The 20,656-nt window shown below is 41.2% G+C and carries 9 protein-coding genes and 3 pseudogenes; 6 read left to right on the top strand and 6 right to left on the bottom strand.

What is annotated here, in order from left to right; translation table 11 throughout:
* Positions 1-83 precede the first annotated feature (83 nt).
* The 5 genes and pseudogenes from J8L98_RS18350 to J8L98_RS18335 all read left to right on the top strand — a co-directional run.
* The gene (locus J8L98_RS18350) at positions 84-9,176 is read left to right on the top strand and encodes a putative Ig domain-containing protein (RefSeq protein WP_210997626.1); all 9,093 of its coding nucleotides are present in this window, start codon (positions 84-86) and stop codon (positions 9,174-9,176) included.
* 77 nt (positions 9,177-9,253) lie between these two features.
* On the top strand, positions 9,254-9,880 hold the full coding sequence (locus tag J8L98_RS18345) for a hypothetical protein (protein ID WP_210997625.1): 627 nt from the start codon (positions 9,254-9,256) through the stop codon (positions 9,878-9,880).
* A gap of 91 nt (positions 9,881-9,971) precedes the next feature.
* Positions 9,972-10,160 (top strand): annotated as a pseudogene (locus J8L98_RS24925) (hypothetical protein); the annotation flags it as partial.
* A gap of 84 nt (positions 10,161-10,244) precedes the next feature.
* Entirely contained in the window at positions 10,245-11,261 is a 1,017-nt protein-coding gene (locus tag J8L98_RS18340) for a transposase (protein ID WP_210997624.1), read from the top strand.
* A 267-nt stretch (positions 11,262-11,528) separates the two neighbouring features.
* Positions 11,529-11,810, top strand: a pseudogene (locus J8L98_RS18335) (transposase); the annotation flags it as partial.
* A gap of 1,176 nt (positions 11,811-12,986) precedes the next feature.
* Here the strand turns inward: J8L98_RS18335 and J8L98_RS18330 are convergent.
* Positions 12,987-13,295, bottom strand: coding sequence for a hypothetical protein (locus tag J8L98_RS18330; protein WP_210997623.1), 309 nt, complete (start codon positions 13,293-13,295; stop codon positions 12,987-12,989).
* Between the two features lie 166 nt (positions 13,296-13,461).
* Here J8L98_RS18330 and J8L98_RS24920 point away from each other — a divergent pair.
* Positions 13,462-13,619, top strand: a pseudogene (locus J8L98_RS24920) (IS5/IS1182 family transposase); the annotation flags it as partial.
* Between the two features lie 109 nt (positions 13,620-13,728).
* Here J8L98_RS24920 and J8L98_RS18325 read toward each other — a convergent pair.
* Genes J8L98_RS18325 through J8L98_RS18305 form a run of 5 tightly spaced genes read right to left on the bottom strand, consistent with a single transcriptional unit; the run spans position 13,729 to position 20,637 of the window.
* Positions 13,729-15,096 carry an ATP-binding protein gene (locus J8L98_RS18325; RefSeq protein WP_210997622.1) on the bottom strand — a complete coding sequence of 456 codons (1,368 nt, stop codon included), beginning with the start codon at positions 15,094-15,096 and terminating at the stop codon, positions 13,729-13,731.
* Entirely contained in the window at positions 15,093-15,758 is a 666-nt protein-coding gene (locus J8L98_RS18320) for a response regulator transcription factor (RefSeq protein WP_210997621.1), read from the bottom strand. Before J8L98_RS18320 ends, J8L98_RS18325 begins: the two co-directional genes overlap by 4 nt.
* Positions 15,759-15,778: 20 nt before the next feature.
* A complete protein-coding gene (locus tag J8L98_RS18315; protein WP_210997620.1) occupies positions 15,779-18,805 on the bottom strand; it encodes an efflux RND transporter permease subunit in 3,027 nt (1,008 codons plus the stop codon).
* Positions 18,806-18,809: 4 nt separating this feature from the next.
* Positions 18,810-19,898: an efflux RND transporter periplasmic adaptor subunit gene (locus J8L98_RS18310; RefSeq protein ID WP_210997619.1), complete on the bottom strand. Its 1,089-nt coding sequence runs from the start codon at positions 19,896-19,898 to the stop codon at positions 18,810-18,812.
* Entirely contained in the window at positions 19,888-20,637 is a 750-nt protein-coding gene (locus J8L98_RS18305) for a MipA/OmpV family protein (RefSeq protein ID WP_210997618.1), read from the bottom strand. The genes J8L98_RS18310 and J8L98_RS18305 overlap by 11 nt, the downstream gene beginning before the upstream one ends.
* Positions 20,638-20,656: the final 19 nt, after the last annotated feature.

Raw genomic sequence — 20,656 nt, 5'->3', positions numbered from 1 at the left:
GTAAAGGAAGCCATGTAAAGTCGTTTGGGTACGATGCTTTTGGTAACTTGGTACGCCAAAAAGAGCATGCAAACCGAGCAGTAATGAGCAGTTCAGTAAATGAAATAATCATACCTGCAGATAGTCAAAACGACAAACTAACACGCCATGAATATAACACCCGGGGCCAACTGGTTGCAGAGTATGATGCGCTGGGTAATAAAACAGCGCATCATTATAATGCAATGGGACAATTAGAGCAGACGCGTCAAACCCATCACGTGATGGCAGAGGTTGCCTCTTATAGCTTTAGTTATACAGGTCGAGAAGTGGATGGGGATGGCACTGTCATTCCCTCTGCAGGTGAAAGATTGCCCGTCGGTTTTGTTTTTAACGCCCAAAGCGGTGTTATCACACAAAACCATAGAACGGACGCGCAGTACACAATCACTATCAAAGCGAATTCTGCCCATATCTCGGCCATTAATGACCGCACACAGTCGTATTCATTCAATCAAGCTGGTAAATCGGTACAAGTGCGCGGTTGGCAAGCCGCTGAAACCGATGGTGAGCAAACTCGCTTTACCAAATATAGTTACTTTAAAGATGGGCAAGTGAGAAGTAAAACTGTGGGCCACAATAATGGTTCACACGATATTTCTAATGCCACTTGGAGTACTTACTACAACGCATTTGGTGAAGTGAAAAAAGATGATGATGGTGTATATGTTTATAACCAACAAGGGCAACTTTGGAAAACAACCAAGGGTGACGGGGTATTAAAAACGCACAGTTATGATAGAGCGGGCCGTCTAACTAAAACAGGCCATGCTCTGAATGGTGCGACCGATATTGAGCGTGACGCGTTAGGGCAAGCTATTAAAATTACGCAACCCGAATATAATGGTAAACGTGCAATGCTTACTCAAAAGCATGACCGCTGGGGTAATACCATTGAGATAGTGGATACACAGGGGTATACCACGCGAGCTCAATATAACTATCAAAATAAGGTTATCAAAGAAACTCTCCCAATTGTGTCAGTGATCAATGAGTCAGGGGTTGCACGATATGATACGCCAGAAAACATTTTTCATTATGATGAATCAGGCAATTTAGTGTCAAAAATAGATGCTAATGGCCATAGGCAAACCTTTAAATATAGCGCAAATGGGGAGCAGGTTTATTATAAAGATGCACAAGGACATATTACGAATCATCGATATGATATTTTTGGTAGAAAAGTAGCCACGGTTGACGCAGAGGGGCGAACAACGACAAGTCAGTACGATAAATTGGACCGAGTAGTTGAAACAGGGCAATTTGGTGTTGTGAACGGCCAGTCAGGGCAATATAGAATGACGAATGCGTATGAATATGATGCGCTTGGCAATCGTACTGATGAAATAGATGCAATGGGTGGCATTAAGTCTTATAAGTTTGATGTTTACGGCAATGTCAATTACAGCCGTGACGAAGTCGGTAGAGAGAAGATCTATAGTTATAACAAAAATGGGGAACAACGTTCAGAAATCTATAGTGGATTATACCGAAGTGGCAATGTACATAAAAATACTCGCAACTTTGATGAGTATGGCAATTTACAATCAAGTAATGATTTAGGCGGTAAAGCGACCACGTACAGTTATGGAAGAAGCTACGGTGGAAATAATGCGATAACAACCTTAACGAGTACAGGAGAAAGTACGACCAAAACAGACATTGGTCGTTTAATACATAAACATAGCCAAGAGCATGGTCAAGATATCAAATATACTTATTATGCCAACGGGTGGTTGAAGTCGATTACAGATACCGGCACTGACGCTTATTCTGAGTTTACATATGATGCAGCAGGCCGTCGCATTGTTGAGCTGAAGCAATCATGGGATGACTTACAGCGGGTTATTCGTCATGAAACACGTACTGCTTATGACAGTCATGGCAGAATAGTTTTAACAGAGACGCAAGCGTATAACAACACAAGTGAGTCAAGCAGTGCTCACAATTGGGTTGCGGGCGATATTATTTCACGTGTGACTTATCAATATGACGCGGTGGGTAATCGCCGCAGCATGAAGGTTGAAAATGGCTTAACAGGTGAAATTACACCAAGGCGAAATGAACTAAAATTGAAATCTGAATTAACCTTTGCACGCGGAGCAATGGGATCAGGAAAAGGCCAAATTAGTATCAGTAACGACTTTGGAGTTGATACAACAAATTTAAAGATGTCATTTTTTGAAAATAATAGACGGATCCCACAGCCTCGTTGGCTAAAAGTGATAACTGAAACGGAAAATCAATTTGTCCGTTTAGATAAAAATACAGCGGTCATTACTTTTGAACAAAATGGTAAAATAAATACGACCCAGAAAGATTTAGAAATCCGTTTTGAAATGGTGGATAAGAATAATAAAACGTTGCGGTCAAATGTTGACTTTAAGTTGCTAGACAACGTGAAAGTGAACACTAAAGTGAATATTCCAAATGGGCAATTTGTAGAAGGGGAAAACTGGTCGATGCCAATTGCACCAGATTGGTTTATTGATTATGCAAAAAAAGGGCTGAAATATAGTATTACCGCTTCATATGACGGCCCAGTACCAAACCCCGCATTCCCAGAAGAACCTGTATTTTCATTAGGCGCTGATAAAAAGAGTATTGTGGTGAGAACGATACCAGGTACTAGTGATGGGATAAAGATGCCCGCAGGTACTTATGTTATGACATTATCTGCGATATCTAATGCGCCAAGTGGTGGGAGTATCACAAGAACATTCACTATGACGGTGATTGATAATAAAGCGCCAGTAAATAAGCTCCCAGCTGTGATTGAGGTCGGAGAAGGAAGCGACCCGTTAAATTTAACCGACTATATAATAGATGAAGAAGGAAATAAGATTAAAGTTAACTTTACTTCATTATCTGGGGTATATGTGGACGGCAGTCCAGCGTTAGATATGACGGCGGACGGCACGAGGGTCGGTGTTGATGAAGTTAAAGTTATCAGCGAAGGGTCTTATATTAGACCAAAAGAAGGGTTTGGGTATAACAGAGCGGGAACGTATGAAATTGTAGGTACGTATGCTGATGCTTACTCACAAGAAAAAAAGTTTAAATTTACGTTAAAAGTAAGAGATGTAAACCAATCTGTCGGGTTTACTGGAATACCAAACATAACACACAGCTTTCAATTTGAGCGTGGACAGTCTCTTACAGCCGGCGGGGTATTTGATGTTAATCAAATTAAAAATAGTGTCATTGATTTAGACGACACACCATTAAAGTTTAGCTTTGTATTTGAAAGTGATTTACATATAGCGCATGTTAAAGCCAATGATGCAGATAATTATGATTCATTTATCAGTTTACAAAATAAAATTAACCGAGGCGAAGTACGCAGTGTTGCTTCAGAGTTAGGATTAGTTATTGACGCTGATACAGGTGTATTGTCAGGCAAGATCACTGAGACAATAGAGCGCTCTTTCCATAAACTAATACTTGTCGTATTTGAAGAAGGGGACATCAAACCTTTGACTGTAGAAATACCTGTAGAAATCTCTGGTTCTCAGTCATTCTCAGTCAAAGAAGGTGAAACTTCAATTTTGAATTTCGGTGTTGCTAATACAGGTTTTGAAATAATACATAGTGCAAATATTATTAGTGGGCCTGCATTTGTGTCTGCGTTAGATTATGGGCAAGGGTTGAAATTTACTCCAGGCCAACAAGACGCGGGTGTTTATATTGTTAGGGCTAAAGTTGTAGAAGAAATAGGAGGTGCTCAACCGCACTCATCTACATTTAGCACAACAAACAATGCGGAACAAACTACACGAGATGTGGCAATAGGGAAAACTCGAGTTGTTGAGTTTAGAGTTGTAGTAACGGCTGTGAATGTGGCGCCAAATGCAGTTAAAACGAATGTAGTATTGGCAGATATTAGGGACGATCAAAATTGGTCCTATGGTGTGGCTAATTTTGCTCCTTTATTTAATGATGCTGATGGGGACGAATTAGAGTATCAAGTGCTCTCAAAGCCTTCTTGGATGAATTGGGATCGAAGTTCAGGATCATTGAGTACGAGTAACTCAATACCCGGCAATTACTCAATCAAAGTAAGAGCAACAGATCCAAGTGACCAATATGTTGATATACAATTGTTGCTAACGGTCATTGATACCAATAGAGCTCCTACGGGTTATATGTCTTCACACTTTGTACGAGAAGGCTCAAATATTGATATTGATTATCGGGAACACTTCTCTGACCCCGATAATGATGCTTTAACTTATCAGTTTTCGATTTATAACCTTGATACACAAAGCTATGGTGCACCTAGTGGCACGCATTTTGATCGAAATACGGGTAAGTTGTCCGGTGAATTGAGTTATGAAAGTGCAGGGCAATATGAAATTAGAGCAAATGTATCTGATGGTGAAAAGCATATAGATGTTACGGCGAGTTTAATTGTAGAAGATAAGCTCCCTCCAATCGCTCCACAGGTAATCACTGTAAAAGAAGGAGGTATTTTCCAGTTACCATTGGGCAAAGGAAATACAGGGTTTGATTATATAAAGAGTGCACGTAAAGTCAGTGGTTTAAGTTTTGCCTCTATATATAGCAGTGGTGTAACAAAAGGGCTTAAGGTTGCACCAGGGCAGCAAGATGCCGGTACTTATCGAGTACAAGTGGAAGTGGTTGAAGAAATAGTTGACCAATTGCATTCGTCAACGCACTCTGGCCTTGATCATATCAAGGTAGGAAGAACACGGGTTATTGAGTTTGAAGTGGTAGTTGAGAAAGTAAACGTAGCCCCGAAAGCAGTCAATTCACAAGTTAATTTACCGACTGTACAGGACATTAAATCATGGTCTTATGGTGGCACAAATTTAACCTCTTTATTTACTGATATAGACGGCGATACGTTGACTTATACCGTTCTATCAAAGCCTTCATGGGTTCACTGGGATCAATCAACGAATACGTTAAGCGCAAGCAATTCGATTGCTGGCGAACATTCGATTAGAGTGAGGGCGAAAGATGGCAATGGTGCATATACAGATGTGACACTCTCAATAACGGTTATTTCATCGAATAGAGGACCAACAGGAAATATGCCTTCACATGCGATCCGTGAAGGGTCATATGCTGCAATTGACTATAGTCAGTATTTTTCTGATCCAGATAACGACGCATTGAGCTACCAGTTTTCAATCTTTGATCCACATACAGATGATCATGGCGCTCCAAGCGGTATGAGCTTTAATAGTCGTACAGGTGGTCTAACCGGTACACCCAATTATAATAGTGCTGGTGCTTATACAATTAGAGCAGAGGTGTCTGATGGAGAGAAAACACATATAGCATTGACAACCTTGCATGTTATTAATTCTATCGCGCCTACGCCAGTACCAACACCGGCACCAACACCGGCACCAACACCGGCACCAACACCGGCACCAACACCGGCACCAACACCGGCACCAACACCGGCACCAACACCGGTACCAACACCGGTACCAACACCGGTACCAACACCTGTGCCTAGTCCATCTCCTTGGGGTAACCCCATTGAGATCATGAGCTTTAATGATATACAAACTTTCAGCTCTAAACGTCAGATCAACTCTTTTCGAAGTGCCCGTTCGATGAGTTTACCGAGAGAGATGTTAGTTCAATCACAAAGTGCCAGTCCACAAGCCGTATCGTCATCTTCGAAAGATGAAACGCATGTTGAAGAGTATTGGTTTACCTATGATGCAAATAACCGAGTTGTACATGACGGGGGCAGTTTGTCTGGGGGAGTCATTAGCACACAAACCCAAGGTCAATATATTACATATAATAAATCAGGTCAGCAGTCATTACTTGTTGGCGCAAACAGTGGTGGTGCACAGCAATTTATTTACAATAGTTGGGGCCAAGTTGCAGAAGTACATGATTACTTTAATCAAAATGATGTGAATTTATATGGTGCTCGCGCGACATTAGCAAATGCGCCCAATCATGCAAACTGGCGTAAAAGTGCTGAATTTGAATATGATGCGGTAGGTCGAGTAACTGGAAATCGTGACTACTATCATGCTAATTCTAGTCTATATATTCCATTTGAAGGTAAAAATGGTGAGCCTGATTGGGCTGTTACGGTATATTACGGCGGTGCAATTAAGCAAAGCACCTCCACAAAGTATAACCAAGCAGGTGAAGTTGTCAGGGTTGAACAAAAGGAAGTAGAGGTTGATTTACGCCGTAAGTTAGAAGAGGCGATTCCAAATAAATATGAAGGGATAAGCCGTACGATATATGCGTCGTCACCTTGGACAGCGTCAAGTCTAAGTACGCAATCGATATCGCAAGATTATGTATATGATGTGGCTGGGCGGGTCGATTCTTATGCGTATTATCAAAAGAGCGATTTACCTAGTGGTGTAAATCAATTAGTCCATCGTTTTAATAAACAGTATGAAGGTAGAGACACGTACTTAGAGAGCGTAACTTTTGGTTCAGGTGACAGTTCGCATAAAGAAAGCCAGCATTTGCAAAATGCACAAACGCGTTCAAGCTATGACGCCAATGGTAATCGTACTCGTATTGAAGAACATATCACTGATTCGCGATACAAAGAAGACAAAAAAGTAAACGCCCGCTACATGCGTTTTGATGCTGAAGGAAAGTTATTATCAAAGGTCACAGGGGAGCAAACTCGCTTGTTATCAGAGAGTGACTTAGTGACAAAACGTACCACGTATAACCCAATAACAGGCCGGCCTGTAGACTGGGAAACCACGGTTTCAGGTAATGTCGGGTTTACTGAAGATACAGATGGGCAGGGCCGAGGGATGGGCAGTTATCATTTGTACAGCGGTAGTCACTATTTAGGTGAAATCAATAAGTCGGGTTCAAACTCAATAAAAGAGCAGCACTTTAAGGCGCCAGGTGCCAATGATGCAAGCATTATGGCGCGTCACCAAGTACAAAGTGGCGATACTTTAAAAGGTATTGCGAAGTTGTATTACGGTAGTGAAGACCTATGGTATGTGATTGCGGATGTAAATGGCTTAGGGGCGGGCTCTGAGTTGTTAGAAGGGGTGATGCTGGATATTCCCGCCAGAGCGAACAACGTGAACAGCCACGATAACTTTAAGCCGATGAACTTGGGTGAAATCGTAGGTAACACCGACCCATCACTCCCGTATATTCCACCGCCACCAGAAGCTGGCTGTAATGCGGTTGCCTCTATTGTGATGATAGCAGTGGCGGTTGTTGCAACTATTTATACCGCAGGAGCAGCGGCAGGTACATTTGCGAGTGCTGGAGTTGGCGGTGTTGCAGCAGGTGGTGCCGCAGTTACAGGTATAACAGGAACAATGGCAACTGGCGCTGCGATTCTGGGTGGTGCATCTGTTGGTGCTAGTGCTGCGGCAGGGTTGGCGGCAGCAGCGATAGGCGGCTTTGCAGGCTCTGTTGCTTCTCAGGTTGTGGGTAAAGCAATGGGGGCGGTAGATAGTTTTTCATTGAAAGGCGCATTAGCATCTGGCTTAACGGCAGGTGCAACGGCGGGAATGGGTCAATATTTACAGGGAGCAGATTGGGCAAACAATGGTAAAAAATCTATCGATGCGGTAACAGGATTAAAAACGCTAAAAACAGCTGGCAAGACGGTAATGGGTGCTACATCAGCCATTAGCTCGGTTGCAGCAAATAAATTGGTGGGTAATCAAGCCAGTTTCCGTTGGGGCAATGTGGCAGCATCAGCGTTAACCTCGGCAGTTGCACCGGGAGATTATGGCGCTATTGGCAAGGGGATAATGAACCCAATCAGTGGTATTATCCAATCAGGTATCCAATATGGTGCAGATAAGCTGTTTGGCAATCAAGCGAGTTGGAACTTCGGTAATGTTGCAACGGATGCCTTTGGCAATGCGTTGGGGAATTACATTGTTGGGGAGTTGAGTCACGAATCAAGACTCTCAAAAGCGGACCAAAATAAAATAACCCAAGGTGCGCAGAAGCTATCACAAAATGTGGGTGAGAATGTAGGTGGTTTGTTATCAGAGGCCAATACACAATCGACTAAATCAGTTACCACGACGATGCAGGGTGTTGATGATTCAACCAACAGAATGCTGTGGGCGAATAATCGCAATCAACAAATTGATGCTAATGCACAGTTTGCGGCAGATGAGGCTAGGCGGGTTTCTAGGCGGCAAGGGGTGGTTGATAGCGCGAATGGATTGAGTGCTTCATTGTCGTCTCAAGCAAGCGCATTAGAAAATAGGCACCGAAATCAGATCGCGGGCATTCAAGCAAGTGCAGATGCTGCTTTTGCCAAAGGTGTAGCGCGTGGTGAATATGCTTATGAACAAGGTTATGCAGCAAGAATGGCTATGCCGGGTCGGGTGAATTTTGATTTGGATGCAGCTTTGGCTGGTAATAATGCTATGTGGGGTGATGGAATCGCTAGAACCCAATCTATCAATTCAGCTATTAATAATTTTAACGATAGCTGGGTGGCAGTTGAAAACTCGAACCCTTATGTTAATGAAGCTATTGGAAGACAGTCTACACCGGGCGCATTACATAATGTAATAACCACTATTGAAGCAGCGGCTTCCGCTTATAAAGGTCAATCTTATGTTAATTCTTCTGGGAAATTCGGTATTTTCGGGCATAACAGCAGCAATATTTCCTACGTGTTAAAAAATCCAGCTGGTACTGGGTTTACATATAGTACTTTTGACCCCGCAGCAGGTCGGAATGGTCAGCCTATGGTTAAAATGGAATATGCTTCAAATAATCCAAAAGGCCATGGTCAAATGTGGAAAGCGTCGAATGCGTTAACTCATGCGCCTAGTAATTTAACTCGTGCAGGAGCCGCTGGCGGTTTGTGGGGAATACCACTGGCAGTGGCTGGGACTACGTTCCAATATGCGCTTGATGATAGTAAACACTTTGCTAGTACTGAGTTTGCCAAAGATGCTGGGTTAGATGTAATCAAAGGCGGTGCTTCTGGAGCAATTGGCGCCGCTGCAGGAGTTGGAACTACCATTGCCCTCAGCGCAGCAGCAGGAGCATTTGGGGGAAGTGTCGTGCCAGTCATTGGAACGGCAGTTGGTTTTATTGCTGGTACTGCAGCTGGAGTTTATGCCTCCTATAGAGTAGAAGATGTATATAAATATTTTGGGTGGCGTTAATGGTGACTGAAGTACAAAGAGGTGTTTACGCTTCAATAGGTTTATCTTTAATCATATTATTTTGTGTAGGCTTGTTTATGATTTACCCACCTACATTGCAATATGTAGGCGGGTCATTCTATAGCCTATTAAAAGTCTGGTGGTTATTGGTAATAGTGGGAGGCGTGTATTTTATACGTCAACCTAGGTTAAATCTGGGCTACTTGATATGGACTAATCTGGTTACATGCTTGGCTTTGTTATATACATTTATGATGTTTCATTTGATTTATACTGTATATGGAATTGTTGATTGGCCATATAATCTTACAATTGTTGCATTAATTATATGCTCTATATATCAATTGGTCGGGCGCTTTGTTGCTGGAGGGTATCGAGAATGCGTTGAGAAAGGTCGCGTTATTCCCGGTACCTTTTATTTTCATATTGATAACCACGTAGATTCAGACTTTAGCAGAGGAAAAGTAACGCCTTGGCAGGAATTTATTGGCAAGTCGTCTGCAGCAATAGCTGGGTTTGGTGGTGCTTTGGGTGGAGTGCTTAGCGGAACATCAATGATAGGGAGTCTTTTAGCACTTTGTATGTCGATAGCTTGTTTGTCTTTCTCTTTTTTCTTTTTTCGATTTTTATTTCCAGATCTATTAGTTTGCTTAATGGCTGGTTTTGACAAAAATGTAAAGTGTGGTACCAATGAGAAATTATAAAAAGAAATTATAAAAAAGGACAGGCACAAATTTCTTGCATAATTGGGTGGTTTAACTACTGTTTATACATCCAGTTTTTTGAGTGATTAAGATGACAAGAGCAAGGAATGCTTTAATTGATTTGTCTGCAACGCCTTATTACCATTTAATAGCACGGTGTGTACGCCGTGCTTTTTTGTGTGGGGAAGATAAGTATTCAGGAAAGAACTTTGACCACAGAAGGGAGTGGTTGGTCGAGAGAATGAAGTTGCTCAGTAGCGTATTTGCAATAGAAATAGCAAATAAGATGGGACAGGCACAAATTTCTTGCATAATTGGGTGGTTTAACTACTGTTTATACATCCAGTTTATTTGAGTGATTAAAATGACAAGAGCAAGGAATGCTTTAATTGATTTGTCTGCAACGCCTTATTACCATTTAATAGCACGGTGTGTACGCCGTGCTTTTTTGTGTGGGGAAGATAAGTATTCAGGAAAGAACTTTGACCACAGAAGAGAATGGTTGGTCGAGAGAATGAAGTTGCTCAGTAGCGTATTTGCAATAGAAATAGCGACTTATGCGATTATGAGCAACCATTATCACCTTGTTGTGAAAGTAAATAAGCAAACCGCACTTGATTGGTCAGATGATGAAATTATTAAGCGTTGGTATCAACTTTACAATGGTGATTCATTGGTAGACAGATATATCAGTGGAGAAGTACTCGATGATGCAACGATGACTTTCTTCAATGACATAGTGTCAAAGTGGCGTTTGAGGTTGTATGACATTAGCTGGTATATGAAGAATTTGAACGAATTCATAGCCAAAGAAGCGAATAAAGAAGATAACTGTACGGGTAAATATTGGGAGGGCCGCTATAAGTCCCAAGCTCTGTTAGATGAAAGTGCACTATTGAGCTGCATGGCGTATGTAGATTTAAATCCAATCAGAGCGAATATGGCAAATACGCTTGAAGAGAGCGATTTTACGTCAATTCAAGAACGGTTACTGCACTTTAAAGCTCATAAAAAAGACAATAAAAAAGCACAATTAAATCCTTCTCAAAACATCCCTCAAAAAGATGACCCAGCCCATATAAGCCAACCTACGGAATTAAAACCATTTGGTGGAGAGCACTTAGCAGGAACCATCCCATTTAGCCTACTAGATTATTTTGAATTGGTAGATTGGAGTGGCCGCCATGTACACCCAAAAAAGACAGGTTATATAAGCCGTTCGATACCAAGAGTATTAGTGACTCTCAATATAGAAGAAACGGTATGGTTAGAGCAGGTACAAAGCTTTAGACGACAATATGCAAACTTTGCAGGGAGTAAACACGTTTTATGCCGACAGGCGGCAAAGAATGACGTTAAATGGTACAAAGGAGCTGGGTAACACAGTATTTTATCTATAGAATATAAAACCACCAAAACGAACCTAGCAAACACATCAGCTAGTTACTTTGTTTGTCTTGAATTCTTAAATAGACGTTAGAATAGTAAAGGCGAAATAAAAAAATATTCATTGATTGCATTTTTTTAATGGTTTTCATAACGAGCCATGTTGGTTAACATGGCCAGCAATTGGAGCGTATATAATAATGTGCCTGTCCTATTTGCTCCTCACATGCCCAAACATAATAATGTGCCTGTCCTATTTGCTCACATGCCCAAAGGCATGCCGTTTGAATTAAAGTCGTACTTAGAGCTGGAGTTAACAGGCAGATGTATGCGAACAGACAAGCGAGGCGCTATCAACCCCATTAACTCCCCTATTTTAGACAGACTGAATATCGCCCTTGAAAACTGGCAAAAACTCTCCACCCAATTTACCAAAGTATTTCATGGTGCAGCAGGGCGACCACAAAAGCTTGATAATTATTGTGCGAGTTTAGAAATTAAACGGCGGGCTAACTATCGGCAGTGTGAGAAGCTGCTGGCTTAAGGTTTAGAGTATTCAGGTCATTTCTTTAATAAGCGTTAACACGGTGGGTTAGTTGTGTCATTTTGGCAATGTTCAGGTCAATTTCCCTATGCCTTTCAGTGTAAAGTCCATATTATCAATTTGACTTTGTGAACTAAGCAGTATCTCAGAGGTGTTTTTTAACAGCTGGCAATAATTTGAAATGGGTGTCACTGTTTTAACTGTTTGGTATCACTGTTTTAAATCAAGGTAAAGTTCGTGATCTTGCCTTGAAGTAGCAGTCGACTGATAGATTTAACATGGCATACAAGGAGTGTCCGTATATGTCACTGTTAGTTTTTGGGTTAGTGGTTATTAAATGCAAATATATTGCTTTGTGTAAATTTATAGTTGATTTCTTTTAGTCAATAAAAAGCCCGTAATGGATACAATAAAACATCCAAACCCTAGTACAAGGTATGAGTAGTGTTTATCTTGTACACCCAGTAAAACTAAAACGATACCTATCATTAAATTTGCAACACTTCCAAACAATTTTTTGATCCTATCCATATGAAAATTTAGCGAAAGTTGATTGAAACCTATAAAATCACAGCATAAAATAAGAATGGTATTTCTCATCAACTTTAATGGACCGAAAAGTAACACAGGTACGAGTGGCAAAAAAGCTTTTCCAGAAGGAATAGTGTTATTTTTGTAAACGAAAGTAAATATATTGCTTTTGAGGTGAGTTTTAGTGCACAGTTCATTTTGAAGCTTACAACTATATAAACAATAAAAAGATAGACGGAGTTTCTTGGTGTTTGAGTGACATGGGTTATTAAAAATAAAATTTAATCAAATCAAAATTTTCTAGAACTTAATGAAGTAATTATAAATATAGCTAAGTGTGATAACTTAAAGTGATGTTGTAATCAGGTTTCAACTTATTGTTGTTAGAGTTGGTTGTCATCAATATGGTGAGCAGTCCATTCTAATTTTAGAAAGTGGGAAATAATGTATTAACTATGAGTGAGTACAATAATTCACTAAAAATTTCATCTGTTATAGATGGATTGTATAGTCAATTCATACATTTTAATTGATGGCATACTCTGTATTTTTTTGCATTTAAAGTATGTTAAGTTGTAATGAAAGTAATAGTGAAGTATACCATTATTGTTAAAGTGTACAACTTTAACAATAAGCACAACCATTTTAATCTTCAGGCCCCTCTAAAGTAAAAACAAGGTGATTACGCATCTGTTTTAGCACGACCCCTTTTTTCATCATTGCTGCGCTCAATGACTTTTGCCACTTTAATAAATTCGGCCTAGCTGTTGTTAATGCTTGTTCATTTTCAAATTGAAACCGGAGAAGCAATGAACTCGGAAATAAGTGATATTCCATACTAAACCAACATTGCACCATTCCGAGCATCTCACTACGAGCTTGCTCTTCTAATTTGTTCGCAATGTCTAGCACAACCTCTTGTTGTTTTATTTGTACTGCAGAGAGCTTTTTCATTAATACATCCAATATATAAAAATAACTTTTTAACTGGTGCCAATCATATCAGACCTAGCGCCGTTCAGGCAGTTATTGATGAAATAATAGTAAAAGGGACAGACACATAATTATATTTAAAAATGGCAAAATTTTGAAAAATATGGTGTGAGGTCATTCGAGTCATTATTCAGGCTTAGCAATTGAAACATGTTTAACCTTAAGAACTGTATTTCATTTTCCGCTAAGGGTTTCATCGATATCGAGGTCGATGGCTCGGGTCTTAAAGTGTACGGTAATGGTGAATGGCATGCGAGAAAGCACCATGTGAATAAGCGGCGAACGAGTTGAAAGAGGGCAATTGATTAGTCGTTAGTTATTTGATCAACAAGGCCGCGCTATTCTTATGATGGCGCAAAAAGTATGTTCGGCTACGCAATTTCACCTTATTGGTTTAAGTAAAGTCGACCCTGAATGTTGCGCCACCTAAGTCATTTTTACATATCACTTCAATTTCAGCGTTATGGGCATGTGCAATTTCACTGACAATAGAGAGTCCTAGACCGCTTCCCGTTAATGCTGATTGCTCTTTCCTCCAAAATCGCTCAAATAACTTCACTCGGTCATCATCACTTATACCTGGGCCTGAATCTTTTACACTGATCCGTTTTTGTTCAATAATAAGTTGTACGCTGGCGTTTCTCTCCGCGTACTTTAGTGCATTTTCCAATAGGTTTTTTGTCAGAATGATTAATGCGCCCTTGTCACCGATAATCTCACAAGGCATGTTGTCTGCATCCAATGACAGTTCTTTTTTATGCGTAACCGAAAGTGGGCCTAGCAACATGCACACATCTTTTCCAATTTCCTTAAGGTCAACCAAGCTGTGGGCAAATCCGGCTTGATTTTGAGCACGAGATAAATCAAGTAGTTGTTCAATTACCCGAGACATATATTTAATATCAGCCATTAATGCAGGTTCTACCTCGGGCGGTATCTGAGTCAGCTCTACACGTGTCGACAGTATGGCTAACGGCGTGCGTAATTCATGAGCTGCGTTGGCGACAAAACGTTTCTGTTCTTCAAATCCTTGCTCTACGCGCTCCATTGCGTCATTGAGCCCCAACACTAGAGGCAGTATCTCTGTTGGTACATCTTCTGTTGACAAGCGTTTATCAAGTTGATTTGGTTTTATTTGTAAAAGTTGAGAGGTGACATTATTAACAGGCCGTATAAGTGAACGAATAGAAACAAGGGTGACACTAACAAACACTAAAAACGCTGCGCCCATAGTGAGGGCCGAGACAAAACTTAAGGCGGGTTTTACAGCTTCATTAGCAAGCTCACCAACAAGGTCTTTACGCGCCAAGTCAACAGCTAAAAGATGCTCTTTAAGTTGAAAAACAATTCTATACATGTCTGTACGTGAACCATTTTCATTGATACTTTTTGAGTATCCTTCTGGCAATATGTCGGGCATGGCGTCGAGAATAGTTGCTACTTTAGGATCTGTATACGAACGCAATATTACCTGACCAGAGTCTATATCTGTTATACGAAACCCAAGGTTATTATATAATGCATCGTATCCCCAGACTTCTGCCACTTGGTCGGGGTGATAGACAAGTTGATTGTTCTCGTCAAAAACTAAACTGGACTGAATATCTTCCGCCATACCAAACATACTTTTTTCTACCGCGAGATTGGCAAAGTTAATTGACATTAAATACAGCATGATGGCAATAAGCGAGAACACACCGCCACCGATCAGCAAAAAGTGTTTTAGCAAACGCCATGAAAGAGAGCTTTTGTTGAAAATCATGACAAAATGTATCCTATGCCCCGAATGGTGGTAATCTGTGTTGTTGCATCCGAACCTTCCAGTTTTTTACGAATACGATGAACAGCAACCTGAATCGCGTTATCGGTTACTTCGAACCCCATAGCATATATGGCATCAAATAAAGACTCTTTACTGACAGTGAGTGTCGCGTGTTTTAATAAGTACTCTAAGATGGCGACTTCGGTTTTCCCCATGGTAATGTTTTTTGTATTCACCGTGACGCGTCGAGATTTAGTTTCAACGGTAACATTTCCTCTTGTTAGGTCGTTACCTGAATAATCGACCGGACGACGCATTAGTGCTCTAAGTCGCGCTTTTAGCTCATCAACAGAAAACGGCTTATTGAGGTAGTCATCAGCACCTAAGTCGAGCCCTTTAATTCTATCATCTATGCCACCCCTTGCTGTGAGGATCAATATAGGGATCGGGTTATTATTTGCTCTTAAATGTTTGATCACATCTAATCCATCTTTATCGGGTAACCCTAGATCTAAAACAACCCCATCATATTGCCAAATAGTGAGTTGAGTCATCATGGTCGCGGCGTCTAACGCGATATCAGCGGCATGGCCATCTTGCATTATTGCTTTTTGTATAAATTCAGCAAGCTGTTGATTGTCTTCTGTTATTAAAACACGCATGGTTATTTCCTTTATCTCAATCATTTCAGTGTTTCTACTTCACTGACGGTGTTTTCGAGTAATAAATTAAGTGCCAGAGGCATCACAAACATCATTAAAGCTGTGGAGGTGATTAATCCGCCAATAACCGCCCATGCCAATGGCGACCAAAGTGGGCTTTGCGATGACGTTAACGGTAGCATACCAATAATGGTGGTTGTTGTGGTCAACAAAATAGGTCTGAAGCGTTGCTGCACCGCGGTGGTTATTGCCAATTCTTTACTTAAGCCTGCTTTTAGCCCATTAATGGCACTTTCGATTAGTATAATACCGGTGTTAACCACGATCCCAGTTAATGCAAGTACGCCTAAAATCGACATAAAACCAAACGGGATATTCACTAACGACAGCATTGCGGGTGCACCAATGATCCCCATTGGGATACTCAGCATAACCAATAAACTTAACCGGTATGAATTAAACTGCAAAATTAGCGCTATAAAGAGTAATACGATGCCTGCGGGCATTGCGACCAATAGCGCGTTATTTGCCTGACTTGATTCTTGTGCTTCACCACCAAATTTTATGGTAACGCCGTACTGTTTCGCCAAATCATCTATTTGACCTTGCAAAGCATCAATAATGTCTTCTTCGTCTGCATTATGGTGCACATCAGCGAATAGGGTGCGAGCATAAAAGCCATTGTAGCGAGTAATTACGGGGGGAGCTGCGGTAACTATTTGTTCTGCAAGCAATGAAAGGGGAATAAAGCGATTATCTTGCATCATAACTTGTGTGTTTAGCAATTCGGTTGAGTTGTTAACCGGCTTTGGAACGGTTATGACTAAATCAACTGGGTTTGTTGTGTAGTTCAAAGTGGTTGCAGTTAACCCCGAGCTTTGCCAAGCCAAATAGCTATTGAGGTCGTGTTCAGTAAGCTGGCTCAGTTGTAACTGTTGTTTGTTAATCGATAGTGCAAGTTGCGGTTTGCCCAATCCGTAGTTACGCCGGGTGTTTTGAGTATCAAGATGCTGTGACAGGAGAGAGTATATAGCTTCTGATGCGGCTAAGTTCGCGTACTCACTGCCACCAAGTACTCTCAATTCAATGGGGCTAGAAATAGGAGGCCCTTGGCCAAGTTCACGAGCGATAACAATAAAATCAGAGTACTGGACGACAAATTGCTTGTTAAGGTGTTCTACAATTGATGAAACTAGAGTATCAGGTGTTGTTTCAAAGACGATACGTGCGATATGGCTTTCATTGGGCTGTTGTGCCAAATTGTAGTAAAAACGGGGCCCTGAATTACCTGAAAATAGATAGGTATGGGTAATTTTATCATTGCCTTTCAATTTGTGAGCAATGTGTTTGGCTATTCTTGTGGTTTCGTCGACGGAGGTACCAAAAGGAAGTTGAATATCAATATATGCTTGGTTACGACTTGTTTTCGGAAAAAACTCACCATGACTGCTTGGCAAATTCATTATGAGTACAATGAATACAACAGTCATTGTTAATGTGCTTTTTGGGTATTTTAAAGACCACAACGCGATACCCTTTGCAACTGTACTAAGTGGGTGATTAGTCGTGCGGTAAGGCTTGGAATTACGGGCAAAAAACATGCTCATAACGGGGACCAGTGATAATGAAATTAGATAGCTTAAAACAATACACATAATCACCAGAACTGGGATCGTGGCGATGAAATCAGCAACATTGCCTTTTGACAGTAACATAGGAATGAATGCTGCAATGGTGGTAAGCGTCGCAGTTGCTAATGGCTTATACAACTCTCGAATGGCCATTAAAGGTGCTGCCACTCGAGACGCGCCTTGCTCCAAGTGATGAACAATACGTTCAGCCGTGACGATGCTATTGTCAACCATTAACCCCAACGAGAGAACCAAACCTGCAATTGTCATTTGATGAATAACCCCCCCAAACATGCCAAATATACCAAGTGCAGAGAGCGCAATTGCTGGAATAGAGACACTAACAATTAATGCGCTGCGAAATGACATGAGGCACATTAATACCACTGTCACACCCAAGCAACTGACTAACAATGAGGTTAAGAGTGAACTACGACGCTTTTGAGTCCAATCAGGTTGGAATAAATGAACATGCACTTTGAAAGGAGCATATTGGTGATTCAATTGTGCGATTTTCTGCTTAATACGTGCACCAACAGCGGTTACTTGGATAGTATCTGGGGGTAATGTAAGGGCAATACCCACAGTACGCTTGCCATCAATCCAAAATTGTTCATTACTAATTGGGTCTACTCGGTAGGCCACATCGGCAATGTTTGCCAGTACCATAGCACTGCCATTTGGTGAAAATATCTGCGTACCCTTGATTGTATCTAACCTAGAGATCCGGGTTAATGAGTTCAAACCCGTTGTAAATGACCCGTTTTGTAAAATTGGTGGGGTCGCTTCGGTATTGAGCTGGGCTACATGCTTTGCTATTTTTGTTGGCGTTATTCCTGTTTCTCTCATGCTTTGTGCAGAGTATGCTATTTGTAATTGCTCTTTAGGCGCACCTATCAAGGTTGCTGTACGAACAGCTGAAAGCGAGAGTAGCTCGTCCTTAATTTTTAAAGCGAAACGATGGTCATGGAGTATGCCGTTCCCTGTGCTTACAGATAACACAATGCCTTGTGTGTCTTGAATACGGTCATGTACTGAAATATTAATAGGATATAATTGAGGCTCAAGTTGACGAATGCGATCTTTGATCCGCTGCCAAATTGGGTAGGTATCGTAAATGTGCTCCTTCAGTTCAAGGTCAATATTTGCGTATCCTTGCTTTATTCGCGCGCTGAAGGTTTGTATTTCGTCTATTTCGCTGAGCACTCGCTCAATAGGTCTGACTCCTTCATCTGTGAGCTGTGTGATGTCCATGCCTGGTTTAACCAGCAATATCATACCATTTCTATAGGGGAAGCTTGGATCTTCTTGCTCATTGGCACTATGCCATGCGACAAGACCTGTCATCGTTAAAATAGCGACGATACCAAGAACTAACCGTGCTTGTAGATACCATTTGGTTTGGGACATAGACATAAAGTTACCTTTTGACTAGTTGGGCCAAATTCAATTGGCTGTTTGTTTCAGAGACAAGGCTGAGGGGTTGGTCAAGTGAGGAGGTGCTTGTGACAAGCAAACCATTTTCTTCGATTGCGACTACCGAGACAGGGTATTGGGTCGTGCCATCTGCGGTGAGTAAGTAAGCTTGGTCGAGGGCATCATAACGCAGTGCTGATGGTACCACTTTATATAAGGTTTGATTGGTAATGGGTAAATGTAGTTGCGCTGTAAGGCCGACATTATTGGGTGTACTGTCTGGTATAGACACGGTTATATCGAATAACGCAAGTTCGCCAATACTAGGCAAACTCCGTTCTGAGATATGACCATCAAAAGTCGCATTAATATTGGGTAATGTTATTGTTACTTGCTGCTGGCTCTCAAGTTTAATCGCAATGCGTTCAGGGACTGAAAATGTCACTTTTTGTCGCTCGGTTGACTCAAATCGCAATATATTGCTACCTGAATTTACATAATCGCCTCCGCGTAAATACAGTTTTGCAATTACGCCTGAGTGACGTGCAACTAATTGGGTTTCTTGTTGCTGATTCTGCGCTTCATTAAGTTGTGCAAGTGTATTGTTAACTTGCTGTTTTGCCACTTGCAGTGCACGAATGGCATCTTCTAGCATTGCATCAGACTGTAACTTTTTGCGAACCAGTTCTGTACTGCGTTTTTTTTGCGCCTCAGCTTGAAGCAACACTGCTTTTGCACTTTGATAATCAGAGTCTCTTGCTGCAACACGCTGAGATAGGGTTGGAGAGTACAGCGTTGCTAGTACATCTCCTTTATTTACCAGTTGACCTTCTCGTACGACAACGTGATCGATTCTACCATCGACAAACAAGGCCAGATCATAACTGGTGTAGCCTTGAACGCGGCCATAGAAAATCTGTTCAGGTACTTTGTTGACTCGCGTGGCGTAAACACTGTCACTTACTATTGTAGCTGGCTTATCTGCGTTATCACCTAACGTCTCGGTTTCTAAAGGTTGCTTGTTACACCCGATTAAAGTGGCACATGCAGTGATCAAGTATAGGTATTTAAATACACTTACATTAAAAAACATACGCGTAGCCAACCAAAATCTGTGCAGAACCTGATTTATCAATTAACGGCGAGTCTTTGATATCGCTGCCATAAGATAAATAACTAATATCCGCTTTTATCATGTGCTTTTTATTGAACATCCAGGTGCTATTTACGCCTATCTCAAAGCTTGTTGTAGCCCCTGGTTGATAAAATTGGCGAGTACTGATCGTTTCGTTTTGCATTACTCCAAAGTAGTAATCTACAAGATCATCGCTTTGATAATTTGCACCAATATAAGGCATTATTCGCCCATTATTCAGCATAAAAGGAACGCCATAACTTGCGCTTAATTCATATCCCTTATGGGTGCTGGATATATCGTGCGTAAATTCAACGCCGAACTCACCAAATTGCATGTCTATTTCAGCCTCGATACCTGCGTCAAAGCTCATATCTCGGTCGTCCATTCCTTTAAAGATATCGCCATCAGCTTCTTCATATCCGTCAAAGCGCAGGTTAGCAATTGCTGAAATTTCCAGTGTTTGATTAGCAAAAAATTTGTAGCTAGCACGAGGACCAAGTAACGAGAAATTGCCATATTGAAGCCCAACAATTGGGATCAGGTTAGTCTCGTTCCCTACATCAACATAGCCTTGGTCTTGGGAGATTGCAGCTATCCCTAAGCTCCATGTAAATTCCGACGAGGGCTCATTTGCGTGTGCACAAGTAGCGCAAGTGAGTAAACATGCTACGTAACCGAATTTCATTAAAGTCATACTATATCCCTTTAAAGTA

Source organism: Pseudoalteromonas sp. MMG013, assembly GCF_018100885.1.
Lineage (GTDB): Bacteria > Pseudomonadota > Gammaproteobacteria > Enterobacterales > Alteromonadaceae > Pseudoalteromonas > Pseudoalteromonas aurantia.
The sequence above is the reverse complement of the archived record's forward strand: the minus strand, read 5'-3'. Positions and strand labels throughout refer to the sequence as shown.